This window comes from Sphingomonas faeni (assembly GCF_040407505.1).
Taxonomy (GTDB): Bacteria; Pseudomonadota; Alphaproteobacteria; order Sphingomonadales; family Sphingomonadaceae; genus Sphingomonas; species Sphingomonas faeni_E.
This window is the reverse complement of the sequence record NZ_JAPZPQ010000001.1, coordinates 542,552-555,956: the sequence shown is the minus strand read 5'-3', so window position 1 is coordinate 555,956 and position 13,405 is coordinate 542,552. Positions and strand designations below refer to the sequence as shown.

The 13,405-nt window shown below is 65.3% G+C and carries 10 protein-coding genes; 2 read left to right on the top strand and 8 right to left on the bottom strand.

Features of this window, described 5'->3' with window-relative positions:
* Nucleotides 1-33 precede the first annotated feature (33 nt).
* On the bottom strand, nucleotides 34-1,215 hold the full coding sequence (locus O6X71_RS02695) for a hypothetical protein (RefSeq protein WP_353464322.1): 1,182 nt from the start codon (nucleotides 1,213-1,215) through the stop codon (nucleotides 34-36).
* A gap of 246 nt (nucleotides 1,216-1,461) precedes the next feature.
* Between O6X71_RS02695 and O6X71_RS02690 the strand changes: the two genes are divergently transcribed.
* Complete coding sequence (locus O6X71_RS02690; RefSeq protein ID WP_353464321.1) at nucleotides 1,462-3,747, top strand: hypothetical protein; 2,286 nt, start codon at nucleotides 1,462-1,464, stop codon at nucleotides 3,745-3,747.
* 101 nt (nucleotides 3,748-3,848) lie between these two features.
* Nucleotides 3,849-4,628, top strand: coding sequence for an SDR family oxidoreductase (locus O6X71_RS02685; protein WP_353464320.1), 780 nt, complete (start codon nucleotides 3,849-3,851; stop codon nucleotides 4,626-4,628).
* 136 nt (nucleotides 4,629-4,764) lie between these two features.
* On the opposite strand, the gene O6X71_RS02680 is transcribed toward O6X71_RS02685, so the two are convergent.
* The 7 genes from O6X71_RS02680 to nuoL all read right to left on the bottom strand — a co-directional run bounded on the left by O6X71_RS02680 (nucleotide 4,765) and on the right by nuoL (nucleotide 13,403).
* Entirely contained in the window at nucleotides 4,765-5,046 is a 282-nt protein-coding gene (locus O6X71_RS02680) for a DUF1467 family protein (protein ID WP_353464319.1), read from the bottom strand.
* A 4-nt stretch (nucleotides 5,047-5,050) separates the two neighbouring features.
* Complete coding sequence (locus O6X71_RS02675; protein ID WP_353464318.1) at nucleotides 5,051-6,688, bottom strand: ribonuclease J; 1,638 nt, start codon at nucleotides 6,686-6,688, stop codon at nucleotides 5,051-5,053.
* Nucleotides 6,689-6,751: 63 nt separating this feature from the next.
* The gene (locus O6X71_RS02670) at nucleotides 6,752-7,540 is read right to left on the bottom strand and encodes a type III pantothenate kinase (RefSeq protein ID WP_353464317.1); all 789 of its coding nucleotides are present in this window, start codon (nucleotides 7,538-7,540) and stop codon (nucleotides 6,752-6,754) included.
* Between the two features lie 10 nt (nucleotides 7,541-7,550).
* Nucleotides 7,551-8,282 carry a biotin--[acetyl-CoA-carboxylase] ligase gene (locus O6X71_RS02665; RefSeq protein ID WP_353465045.1) on the bottom strand — a complete coding sequence of 244 codons (732 nt, stop codon included), beginning with the start codon at nucleotides 8,280-8,282 and terminating at the stop codon, nucleotides 7,551-7,553.
* A 2-nt stretch (nucleotides 8,283-8,284) separates the two neighbouring features.
* A complete protein-coding gene (gene nuoN / locus O6X71_RS02660) occupies nucleotides 8,285-9,730 on the bottom strand; it encodes an NADH-quinone oxidoreductase subunit NuoN (RefSeq protein ID WP_353464316.1) in 1,446 nt (481 codons plus the stop codon).
* The gene (locus O6X71_RS02655; protein WP_353464315.1) at nucleotides 9,730-11,286 is read right to left on the bottom strand and encodes an NADH-quinone oxidoreductase subunit M; all 1,557 of its coding nucleotides are present in this window, start codon (nucleotides 11,284-11,286) and stop codon (nucleotides 9,730-9,732) included. Before O6X71_RS02655 ends, nuoN begins: the two co-directional genes overlap by 1 nt.
* Nucleotides 11,286-13,403, bottom strand: coding sequence for an NADH-quinone oxidoreductase subunit L (gene nuoL / locus O6X71_RS02650; protein WP_353464314.1), 2,118 nt, complete (start codon nucleotides 13,401-13,403; stop codon nucleotides 11,286-11,288). The genes O6X71_RS02655 and nuoL overlap by 1 nt, the downstream gene beginning before the upstream one ends.
* Nucleotides 13,404-13,405 lie beyond the last annotated feature (2 nt).

The following is a 13,405-nucleotide window of genomic DNA, read 5'->3' as shown; positions in this document are numbered from 1 at the left end:
TCCCGTGCTTAGCCTCCGGACGTTAAGGTCCGCCTAAGGCGTACGGCGAAGTCGCTCGATAACCACGGCCAGCGTCGCGGTCGCATACGCCGCGGTCAGGCCGAGCCCGAACCCCGGGAACCCCAGGATCGCGAACAGCGCGACGACCAGCAGATAGGCTGCCGGACTTCCCCACCACATCTGCCGTTCGCGTTCGAGGATGGCGCGTTCGGCCAGCGCGCCGATCGCGACGAGCGCGGTACCGATCGCCAATGCGGTGTTGTTCCCCGCATAGCCGCTGACGAAAAACGCGAAGACCAGGATCGATGCCGCCGCCACGCCGCCGATCGCCAGGGTCTGCCCACGGGCCATCGGCGCATCGTCGCGCAGTCCGCTGAGCACCGAGCCGAGTGCCAAGGCTATGCATCCTACGAGCGACAGGACCAGGCCGATCGACGGCAGCCCGAAGCCGATCGTCACCAATCCGGCCACGCCCAGCGCTGCGCCGACGGCTCCAACCGTGGTGCCCGCCGCACCACGATCGACCAGCAGCGGCAACGCGAGCCGCGCGATCGGGGCCAGCACGAAGCGGTCGAACCAGCCGCGCCGCCCCGACACGATCGTCATCAGCACGGCGCGCCCGCGTTCCTCCAGCGTGCGCGCCTGACGCTCGATCCCGTGCCCACCGCGCACCGCATCGGTCGGCAACAGCACGTGTGTCGCGCGCGATTGTACCGCAAACCGCAACAGCGAAGACTGGAGATCGTAATCCTGCGGCAAGCCCGCGACTTCGGCGATCCGGCTCGAACTCAGCCGAGCGACGCCGGCCCACGCCATTTGCCCGCCGACACGCTCGAACCCCGGCCCCGCGTCGCTTTCGGGGACGACGAGCAGGCAGTCGCCCTCTTCGACCGCCATCGCCTTGACGATCGCGTCGGTGGTGACGAGCCCGTCGCCGAGCATCAGCACTGGCGCCAGCGGGTGAAGTTTCTCGCCCGCTTCCATCGCGGATCGTACTGTATCGACGCTTACGCCGCGTCGTCCGATGCGGTTGATCGCCCCGAGCAATTCGGGGGTCATGCGCGCGACCACGATGATGATCTGCGAAACGCCGGCGGCGATCAGCAACCGCGCCTGATACTCGATCAACGTCACGCCGCTGAAGGGCAAGGTCGCAGCAAGACGATCGGGGCGATCGTCGGCGTCATGAATTGCAAATAATAGGCCGGCAAGCATCGCAGGCTGTTAGGCGGTACGCGCCGTCCTGCAAAGCCCGCGTTCGGCCGAACCGCCCTGCGCCAAGGCTCGGTTCGGCGTTGCAGGCGCGAAACCGCATGTTGATCGGTCTCTGTCCCTATGGTCATCGGACCGTACGCCGTGCCGCCCTGCTTACCGGACGGATGAACGCGCGAGGATCGCATCATCCGTTTTGTCCCGCCGCAATTCATGATACTTCCGCAGTTCATGAACGGGGGTTCGTCAATGATCGGGTTTCGCGCGTCGGCAGGCAATGCCCATCCCATTCGCGCGGATATCGTGATGGATCCGGTGATAGAAAACATGTCCGACACCGTCACAGAAACGGGTTTCGACGAGGTTTATCAAGACCCTGCGCCCGATCGCGGACGCCTTTACGTAGGTATCGCGGTTGCCGTCTTGGTCGTCTGGCTGGCGGCGATGCTGTGGCTCGCGCGCGGTTCGCTCGCGACGATCGAGCCGGTTGCCTTAGTCCAGTTCATCGCCGCGCTCTGCGTCGTCCCCGCGCTGATCGGCATCGTCTGGCTACTCGCGATGCGAACCAGCCGTAGTGAGGCGCACCGGTTCGGTATCACCGCGCAGGCGATGCGCGACGAAGCCGCGAGCCTCGAACGCAGCGTCGCCGCGCTGTCGAATACGATCGACGTCAACCGCCAACACCTCGCCGAGCAACTCAACGCATTGATGGCGATGGGCGGCGGCGCAACCGAGCAACTCGCAGCGATCGGTCGCGGCATGGTGTCCGAGATCGACCAGGCTGCGGCGCACGCGCGCAACCTCGCGACCTCGACGGCCGGCGCGCAGACCAGCCTCGGCGTCCTGATCGCTACCCTCCCCCGCGCGCAGGCGGATATCGACGACGTCGCCAAGCGCCTCGAACGCACCGGGCTGTCTGCTAGCGAACACGCCGCAGCGCTCGACGCGCAGATCGTCGCGCTGGCCGAACGCGGCCGCGACGCCGACGCGATGGCGAGCGGCGCTGCACAGCGCCTCGCCGCGCACATTGTCCGGATGGAGGCGACCAGCCAGACCGCCGGCGCGCATCTCGAATCTGTCACCGACGGCATGTCCGCCGCCGTCGACGCACTGCTCAACCGCACCGCCGACGCCGTCGATCACTCACGCCGCGGCATCGCCGCGCAGGGTGACGCGATGCTGGCAATGGTTGGCGCAAACCAGGCCGCGCTCGACAGCGCCGCTCGCGACAGCGCCGAAGCGCTCGCCAAGCGGATCGCCAGCGTCGAGGACGCGATCGAACGCGTCGCGATCCGCCTTGATCTGCAACGCAGCGCCGGCGACCGTATCGTCGACGATCTCCACACCGGGCTTGGCGAAGTCGAATCGCGGATCGAACTGCTCCATCGCCACGGCACCGAGCGCACGCAGGACCTCGCCGCATCGATCAGCGCGCTCGGCGGCTCCGCCGACGCGATGACCGAAGCGCTTCGGGCTGGCGACGACATGGCGCACCGGACTATCGCGACGACCGAAACACTGCTCGTTGCCCTCGACTCTGCCGCGCGCGAAATCGACGAAACGATGCCAGCCGCACTCGGCCGCCTCGATACGCAGGTGCTCGCCAGCAAGAGCATCGTCGTTTCGGCGCGCCCCGAACTGCTCGCGCTCGTCACCGCCGCAGAGAGCACGCACGACGCGATCGAGGCGATTGCCGGGGTGATCGGCGAACAGCGCCATGTGCTCGACACGCTCTCGACCGACCTGCTCAACACGCTCAACACAGGTCGCGCGAAGGCCGATGCGCTCGGTCACATGGTCGACGAGGCTATCGGCAGGACGCAGCATTTCGCTGAAGACGCCGCGCCGCAGTTGATCGAGGCGCTCCACCGCGTCCGCGAGACCGCTGCCGTCGCCGCCGACAAGGCGCGCGAGACGCTGTCGAAGGTCATCCCCGAAGCCGCAGCTGCACTCGAAGCTGCCAGCGCCGACGCGATGCGCCGCGCGACCAACGATACCGTGGAACGCCAAGTCAAGGCGCTCACCGACGCGACCGGTGCCGCGGTCGACGCCGCCACCGGCGCGACCGAACGGCTCGCGCGCGAAGTCCAGGCGATCGTCGACCAGACCGCGATCGTCGAAACGCGGCTTCAAGAGGCGCGCACCGAGCGCGAAGATGCCGACCGGGACACCTTCGCGCGCCGCGTTTCGCTGCTGATCGAATCGCTCAATTCCGCCTCGATCGACATCACCAAGGCGATCGCACCCGAAATCTCCGACAGCGCATGGGGCGCGTATCTCAAGGGCGACCGCGGCGTCTTCACGCGACGCGCCGTCCGCATCCTCGACGCCAGCGAAGTCCGCGAGATCGCCGGTCTGTACGACGAGGACGAGCCCTTCCGCGAGATGGTCAACCGCTATATCCACGACTTCGAAGCAATGCTCCGCACGATCCTGACGCAACGCGACGGCTCGCCGCTCGGGGTCACGTTGCTGTCGTCCGACATGGGCAAGCTGTACGTCGCGCTGGCGCAGGCCATCGAACGCCTGCGCTGAACCGCACGTCGAAGGAGCTTTCGAAATGATCCAGCGTCACCGCTAACGCGGCCCTCGCCAGCGGAGCAACCCGCCGACCGGACTCATATTTCGAGGCTTACATGCCTAGACTGAACACCAAAATCTGCGTCGTCACCGGCGCAGCACGTGGCATCGGCCGCGCGATCGCCGAGCGCTTCCATGACGAAGGTGCCATCGTCATCCTTACCGACATCGACGAAACCGCCGGCGTCGAGACTGCGACGGCGATAGGCTGCCGGTTCGAAAGGCTCGACGTCCGCGAAGAAGCGGACTGGCAGCGTCTGGCGACTATCGTTCCGGTGGTCGACGTGCTCGTCAACAATGCGGGCGTAACGGGTTTCGAGCAAGGCATGGTCGCGCACGATCCCGAGCATGCAACCTTGTCGGACTGGCGCGCGGTCCATGCGGTCAACCTCGACGGTACGTTCCTCGGCTGCCGCTATGCGATCGGTGCGATGAAGGCCGCGGGCGCAGGCTCGATCATCAACATCTCGTCGCGATCCGGGCTGGTCGGCATCCCCCTCGCCGCGGCCTATGCGTCGTCGAAGGCGGCGATCCGCAATCATAGCAAGACGGTGGCGCTGTACTGCGCGCAACAGGGTTGGAAGATCCGCTGCAACTCGGTGCATCCCGCGGCCATCCTGACGCCTATCTGGGAACCTATGCTGGGGGACGGGCCGGACCGCGAGGCGCGGATGGCGGCGCTGGTGGCCGACACGCCGTTGAAACGGTTCGGGATGCCGGACGAGGTGGCCACGGTCGCGGTGATGCTGGCGTCGGACGAAGCGGCGTATATTACCGGGACCGAGATCAATATCGATGGCGGTTTGCTGGCAGGCTCGGCCGCGTCGCCGGGATAACGATCCTCCCCCGCAAGGGGGAGGTGGCGCGAAGCGACGGAGGGGGAGGAACACGCAACATGGGTTTGCGCCTACCTCCCCCTCCGTCTGGCAAGGGCCAGCCACCTCCCCCTGGCGGGGGAGGATCGCTGGTCGTTCAGCGCGTGACCATATTCCCGCGGTCGAACAGGTCGACCGTCTGCGGCGTGATCCACCCGTAAGAATAATTTAGCTGGAACAGCACGAACAACACCGTCGCCACAACGGTCACCCGCCACGCCGTCCGTCCCGACCGAAACTCGTGCGGCGCGCTTTCAGCCTGGCCGGGGACGTGTTCGCCCCCGACCTCGCGTGTCGTCCTCACGCCGAACGGCAGGACCAGGAACACCGAGAACGACCAGAACAGGACGTAGATCGCAAGTGCCGAGGTCCAGCGCATGACGTCAGCCCTCGATCAGCAGGACATCAACGATCGGCTGCTTGCCGGTCCAGCGCTTGGCCACCTTGCGCACAGCAAGACGAATCTGCTCGCGCATCTTCTCGCTCTCGCGCTTGCCGCCACGTACCGTATCCGCGGCGGCCTGGACCGCGTCGGCGATGAACGCCGCGCGGTCTTCCTCGACCGGCACGCCCTGCACGCGAACCTGTGGCTGGCCGACCATCCGGCCGTCCTTGCCGAGCGCGACACCGACCGAAATCTGGCCGTTGATCGCCAGCTTCCGCCGCTCGCTCAGCGTCGCGCCGTCCGCCGGGAGGATCACGTCGCCATCGAGCACCAGACGCCCGACCGTCGCGTTGCCGATCTTCGCCGGGCCCTTGGGCGCCAAACGGATGATGTCGCCATTGCTCTGCACGATCGCGCGCGGAATGCCCTGCTCGAGACCAAAGCGCGCATGCTCCATCATGTGGCGCATCTCGCCGTGCGTCGGCACGAGCACCTCCGGTCGCAGCCAGTCGTACATCTGCGCGAGTTCCGGCTGACCCGGATGACCCGACACATGGACGTGCGCCTGGCGCTCGGTGATCATGCGAATGCCCTTGGCCGCCAGCGTGTTCTGGATGCGCCCGATCTGGACCTCGTTGCCCGGAATCTGCTTCGACGAGAAGATCACCGTGTCGTCGGCGTCGAGCGTGACCGTGTGCTGGCCATTGGCGACACGTGCGAGCGCCGCGCGCTCCTCGCCCTGGCCACCGGTGGCGATGATCAGCACCTTGTTCTTAGGGAGGCGTATCGCCTCGTCGGGGCTGATCGTGTCGGGGAAATCCTTCAGATAACCCGTCGCACGCGCAACCTTGATGATCCGGTCGAGCGAACGCCCGGTCACACACAGCTTGCGCCCGGTTTCCTTCGCGACTTCGCCGAACGTGTGCAGCCGCGCGGCGTTCGACGCGAAGCTGGTGATCATCACGCGGCCCTTGGCCTTGCTGACTTCCTCGAACAGACCCTTCCGCACGGTGCTCTCGCTGCCCGATGCAGTGGTGTTGAAGATGTTCGTCGAATCGCAGACGAGGACGTCAACGCCCTTGTCGCCGATCGCCATGAAGCCCTCGGGCGTGGTCGGGTTGCCGATCACCGGGTTCTTGTCGAGCTTCCAATCGCCGGTGTGGAACACGCGCCCATAAGGCGTGTCGATCAGCAGCGCGTTCGCCTCGGGGATCGAATGCGACATCTCGACGAAGGTGAAGCCGAACGGCCCGAGCTGGAAATTGCCGCCCATCGGGATCATCTTGAGCTTCACGCGGTTCGCGATGCCCTCTTCCTCGAGCTTGCCGCGGATCAGGCCCATCGTGAACGGCGTCGCGTAGATCGGCACGCCAAGGTCTTCGGCGAGATACGGCAGCGAGCCGATGTGATCCTCATGGCCGTGCGTGATGACGATGCCGAGCAGGTCGTCGATCCGGTCCTCGATAAAGGACAGGTCGGGCAGGATCACGTCGACGCCGGGATATTGCGGATCGGCGAAGGTGATGCCGAGATCGACCATCACCCACTTGCCCTGGCAGCCGTACAGGTTGACGTTCATGCCGATTTCGCCGGAGCCGCCAAGGCCACAGAAAAGGAGTTCGTTCTTCGGAGTCATTGATTACTTTCAGGATTATACAGGAATATGGCCCGCAGGCCGGTCGGCGCGAGCCCAATGGCCCTAGATATGGTGACGATCCCACATCATCGCCAGCCCCTGGATCGTCAGGTCGGCTTCGATGACGTCGAACACGTCGGTCTGTTTCTCGAATAATGTGGCAAGGCCGCCGGTGGCGACGACCTTCACGGGGCGGCCGATCTCGCGCTTCATCCGCGCGACCAGCCCCTCGATCATTGCGACATAGCCCCAATAGATACCGATGTGCATCTGCGAGACGGTGTTGAGCCCGATGACGCTCGTGTCCATCGGTGCCTCGATCGCGATCCGCGGCAGTTTCGCCGCGGCGGTCACGAGCGCGTCGAGCGACAGGTTGATGCCCGGCGCGATGATCCCGCCCTTGTACGCGCCGCTATAATCGACGACGTCGAACGTGGTCGCGGTGCCGAAGTCGATGACGATCAGGTCGCCGGGATGCAGCGCATGCGCAGCGATCGTGTTGACCGCACGGTCGGCGCCCAGCGACGCAGGCTCGTCGACATCGATCGCGATGCCCCATTCGACCGGCGCGTGGCCGGCGATCAGTGCTTCGGTGCTGAAGTATTTCGACGCGAGCACCTGGAGATTGTGGAGCGCGCGCGGTACGACGGTGGCCACGATCACGCCCTCGACCGCGGTGCGATCATGCCCGCCAAGCTGCATCAACTGGCTCAGCCACACCGCATATTCGTCCGCCGTCCGCCGAGGATCGGTCGCGATCCGCCAGCGCGCGACGATCCCGCCGCGCCCCTCGTTCTGGCGGACGAGCGCAAACACGACATTGGTATTGCCGGCATCGATCGCGAGCAGCATCAGCGGGGCCTCAAAGCAGGAAGACGTCGGCAGCGTGAATGACACGCCGCTCGCCAGACGCCAAGCGGAGGATCAGCGCGCCGTCGGTGTCGAGCCCGACGAACAGGCCGTCGATCCCGCTGCCATCGGGAAGTCGTGCGGTCAGCGCGGTCCCGGCAGGGTGCGCGCAATCGACCCAGCGCTCGCGAACGGGCGCAATGCCTTCGGTGCGCCAACGGCCGATCCAACGCGCGAAACTGTCGGCGAGGATGTCGAGGAACATCGCTGGTTCGACCACAACGCCGTGCGCGGCAAGATCGGTCGTCGCACGGTCGGGCAAGTCTGGATGCTGCGCGATGTTGACACCGTAGCCGACGATCACAGCGTTGTCCGCACGTTCGAGCAGGATGCCCGAGAGCTTGGCGTCCGCGAGCAACAGGTCGTTCGGCCATTTCAGGACCAGCGTCTCGCTCGCATCGGTCGTGCCCTGGCAGATCCCGGCAACGAGAAACGTCGACACCGTTTCCTGCAAGGCGACCGCGGCGACCAGCGCAAGGCTGGCGGCCGGCGGATCGTTAGGTCGCAACCGGACGAGCGTGCTGGCGTAGAGGTTACCCTCGGGCGACGACCATTCGCGCCCAAGCCGCCCCCGCCCCGCCGTCTGCCGGATCGCGCGCAACCAGAGACCGTCCTCGGCACCGCCGCGTGCAAGCTCCAGCAGGTCGGCGTTGGTCGATCCTGTTTCCGCGACGGTGCGGATGATGCTCAGAACAACGCCCGTGCGGCCGCCATCGTCCACGCGCCGAGCACGGGGATGAGGAGGTAGCCGGCTGGCGACACGAACACCGCGGCGATGGCGATCAGGCCACCCTCGACCTTGCTCTCCATCGGTGCAAACGCAGGTGCCGGATCGTCGAAGTACATCGTCTTGACGACGCGTAGGTAATAATACGCACCGATCACCGAGGCGGCGATGCCGACCACCGCCAGCGGGAACAGCCCGGCGTCGACCACCGCGCTGAACACCGCGAACTTCGCGTAGAAGCCGAACAGCGGCGGGATGCCGGCGAGGCTGAACATGAAGATCGCGAGTGCCGCAGCCAGCGCAGGCCGCGTCCGCGACATGCCGGCAAGGCTGTCGATCGTCTCGACCGGCTGCCCGTCGTCACCACGCATCTGCAATACCACCAGGAAGGAACCCAGCGTCATCGCGACGTAGATCGTCAGGTACATCAGCACGCTCGACACGCCTTCCGACGTCCCGGCCGCGAGACCGATCAGCGCGAAGCCGACATTGTTGATCGACGAATAGGCAAGCAGGCGCTTGATGTTGGTCTGGCCGATCGCGGCGACCGCACCGAGGATGATCGAGGCAAGCGCGGCGAAGATCACGATCTGACGCCACTGGTCGGTCGCCGGGCCCATCGCATCGACCGCCACGCGGACGCTGAGCGCAAGCGCCGCGACCTTGGGGGCGGACGCGAAGAACGCGGTGACCGGGGTCGGTGCGCCCTCGTACACGTCGGGCGTCCACATATGAAACGGCACTGCGCTGATCTTGAACGCTAGGCCGGCGAACACGAACACCAGACCGAACAGCAGGCCAAGCGACTTGGTGCCCGCATAGGCTTCCGAGATGCCCGAGAACAACGTCGTGCCGCTGAACCCGTAGACCAGCGAGATGCCGTACAGCAGGATGCCGCTGGCGAGCGCGCCGAGCACGAAATACTTCAGGCCCGCTTCGGCCGAACGCCCGTCGCGCCGCATGAAGCTGGCGAGGACATAGGCCGCAAGGCTCTGGAGCTCGAGACCGACATACAGCGTCAGCATGTCGGTGGCCGAAACCATGATCCCCATGCCGCATGCCGACAGCAGGATAAGCACCGGATATTCCGGACGCAGATCGTCGCCGTGCGTGCGCGCGAAGAAGCTCGGCGCCATCACGATCGCAACCGCCGAGGCGATGTAGATCAGCACCTTGGCGAACGCGCCGAACGCGTCGGCGCGGTAAAGGCCGTCGAACGCATAGCCACCCGACGACGCCGGACCGACCAGTGCGATCCCTGCCCCGACAAGCACGAAGACAGCGGCGATCGAGACGGCACGCGTGGATTTGTCCCCGCCCCAGGCCGAGACGAGCATCAGGGCGATCGCACCCAACGCCAGCACCAGTTCGGGCAGCGTCATTGCGATGTTAGCGGCGTAATCCATCAGTGTGCCTCCCCGTGCGCGGCACTATCGACAGTGGCGGGGTTCCCCGCGTGGACGGTGGCGGGCTTCCCCGCAGTTGGGTTGGAATCGCTGGCCGGCTTCGCGCGGTCGACACGGGCGAGAAGCACGCCCACGTCCTTGCGCATCGGTGCCAGGAAGCTCTCGGGATACACGCCCATCCACAGCACGACGGCTGCGATCGGTGCGAGCAGCCACATCTCGCGGCCCGACAGGTCGACCATCGCGCGGACGTCGTCCGCCTTGATCTCGCCGAACACGACGCGCCGATACAGATACAGCATATATGCGGCACCCAGGATGATGCCCGTCGTGCAGAGCAGCGCCGTCCAGGTCGAGACCTGATACGTGCCCATCAGCGACAGGAACTCGCCGACGAAACCGCTGGTGCCCGGCAGCCCGATCGAGGCCATCGTGAAGAACAGGAAAAACACCGCATACTTCGGCATGTTGCTCGCCAGGCCGCCATAGCGCGAGATCTCGCGGGTATGAAGCTGGTCGTAGATCACGCCGACACACAGGAACAATGCACCCGATGCCAAACCGTGGCTCAGCATCATGATCATCGCGCCTTCGATGCCCTGCCGGTTGAACGCGAACAGCCCGATCGTGACGATCGCCATATGTGCGACCGACGAATACGCGATGAGCTTCTTCATGTCCGACTGCACGAGCGCGACGAGCGACGTGTAGATCACCGCGACCGCAGAGAGGCCGAAGATCAGCCAGGTCAACTGGCCCGAGGCCTCGGGGAACATCGGCAGCAGGAAGCGCAGGAAACCGTATCCACCGAGCTTCAGCAGCACGCCCGCCAGGATCACCGAGCCCGCGGTCGGCGCCTGGACGTGCGCGTCGGGCAGCCAGGTGTGGACCGGCCACATCGGCATCTTGACCGCGAACGATGCGAAGAACGCCAGCCACAGCCATGTCTGCACATGCGCGGGGAAGTCGTAGTTCATCAGCGCCGGGATGCTGGCCGTGCCCGCGGTCTTCGCCATGTAGAGCATCGCGATGAACATCAGGACCGAGCCGAGCAGCGTGTACAGGAAGAACTTGTACGACGCGTAGATCCGGTTCGCGCCGCCCCAGATGCCGATGATCAGGTACATCGGGATCAGGCCGGCTTCGAAGAACACGTAGAACAGGAACAGGTCCTGCGCCGCAAACGTGCCGATCATCAGCACTTCGGTGAACAGGAACGCCGCCATGTATTCTGGTACGCGGGTCGTGATCGAGCGCCAGCTGGCGCTGATGCAGATCGGCATCAGGAAGACGCTGAGCATGATCAGCATCAGCGCGAAGCCGTCGATGCCGAGCGACCAGCCGAACGGACCGAAGATGCCGGGGGCATGCTCGACGAACTGCCACTGTGCGCCACCGATATCGTAGTTCATCCACAGCATGATGCCGAGCACGAAGTCGATCAGCGTCGCCGCTAGCGCCAGCGTTCGCGCCATATTCGCCGAAACGAACAGGCACACGACAGCCGCGATCATCGGGACCGCGATCAGAACGGAGAGGATAGGAAAGCCGGTCATTACAGTCCGATCGCCCAGGTTACGGCTGCGGTCAGCCCGATCAGCATGACGAAGGCATAGGTGTAGAGGTATCCCGTCTGGAAGCGGTTGGCCACGCGGCTGCCGATCTGGACGACCCAGGTCGCGCCGTCGGGCCCGAACCGGTTGATCGTCTTCTCGTCGCCGCGATGCCACAGGAAGCGACCGATCGCGAACGCCGGGCGGACGAAGATCAGGTCGTACAGCTCGTCGAAATACCACTTATGCAGCAGAAAGTCGTAGAGCACGCCGAACTGTTCGACGACCTTCGCCGGGAACGTCGGTGCCTTGATATAGGCGTACCAGGCAGTCAGCAGGCCGAGCAGCATCGCGATCGTTGCCGACAGTTTGATCAGCAACGGCACGCCGTGCATCTCGTGCATCAGATGTTCGCGGAACGCGAGTGCGCCCTTCCAGAACTCTTCGCCTGCGGTCGGCTCGATGAAGAAGCCGTGGAACACGAAGCCGGCAAGGACTGCACCGATCGACAGGACGATCAGCGGGATCAGCATCGGCAGCGGGCTCTCGTGCGGGTGATACCCACCGTCGCCTTCGGCCGGCGCATGCGCGGCGTCGTGATGATCGTGCGGCGCATGACCTGCGTCCTCGGTCTGCGCCGGGTTCGCATGATGGTCATCCGCGTGATGAGCGTCATGGGCGTGCCCGTGCGCATCATCATCGTGACCATGCGCGTCATGAAGCGCATGCTGGATGTGCTCCGATGCGGCCCAGCGCGGCTTGCCCCAGAAGGTCAGGAACATCACGCGCCACGAATAGAAGCTGGTCAGCAACGCGACGAGCACACCGACGAACCACACGCCCGGCTGGCCCGCAGCCCAGCTCGCCTCGATGATCGCATCCTTCGAATGGAAGCCTGCGAAACCGATCGCGGTGTTGCCGAAGATACCGGGGATGCCGACGCCGGTGATCGCGAGCGTACCCGCCATCATCGCCCAGAATGTCACCGGGATCTTTTTACGCAGACCGCCGTAATAGCGCATGTCCTGCTCGTGGTGCATCGCATGGATGACCGAGCCGGCGCCGAGGAACAGCAGCGCCTTGAAGAACGCGTGCGTGAAAAGGTGGAACATCGCTGCGCCGTACGCGCCGACACCGGCCGCGAAGAACATGTAGCCGAGCTGCGAACAGGTCGAATACGCGATCACGCGCTTGATGTCGGTCTGCACGAGGCCGCAAGTCGCCGCGAACAGGCAGGTCGCGGCACCGACCGAGGTGACCACGGTCAGCGCGACCGGGCTCATCTCGAACATCGGCGACAGGCGGCAGACCATGAACACGCCGGCCGTAACCATCGTCGCTGCGTGGATCAGCGCCGACACCGGGGTCGGGCCTTCCATCGCGTCCGGCAACCAGGTGTGCAGGCCGAGCTGCGCCGACTTGCCCATCGCACCGACGAACAGCAGCAGGCAGAGTACCGTCATCGTGTCGAAGCGGTAGCCGAGGAAGCCAAGCGTGGAGCCGGCCATGCCGGGCGCCGCGGCGAGGATCTCGGGGATCGAGACCGTGCCGAACACCAGGAACGTGCCGAAGATGCCGAGCATGAAGCCGAGATCGCCGACGCGGTTGACGACGAACGCCTTGATCGCGGCCGCACTTGCCGACGGCTTGCGGAACCAGAACCCGATCAGGAGGTAGGACGCGAGACCCACGCCTTCCCAGCCGAAGAACATCTGGACGAGGTTGTTCGCCGTCACGAGCATCAGCATCGCGAAGGTAAACAGCGACAGATACGCGAAGAAGCGCGGCTGGTCGGGATCCTCATCCATATAGCCCCAGCTATACAGGTGGACGAGCGCCGACACCGATGTGACGACCACGAGCATCACCGCGGTCAGCGCGTCAACGCGCAGCGACCACGCGACGTTCATGTCGCCGGAGTGGATGAAGTCGAGCAGCGGCGCGACGGTCGCCGTGCTGGTGCCCGAGAGGAAGCCGATGAAGATCGGCCAGGACAACAGGCACGATGCGAACAGCGCAGCCGTGGTGACGAGTTTCGCCGGCACGTTGCCGATCGCGCGATTGCCGAACCCGGCAACGATCGCGGCCAGTAACGGCAGGAAGACGATAAGCTGGATCAACC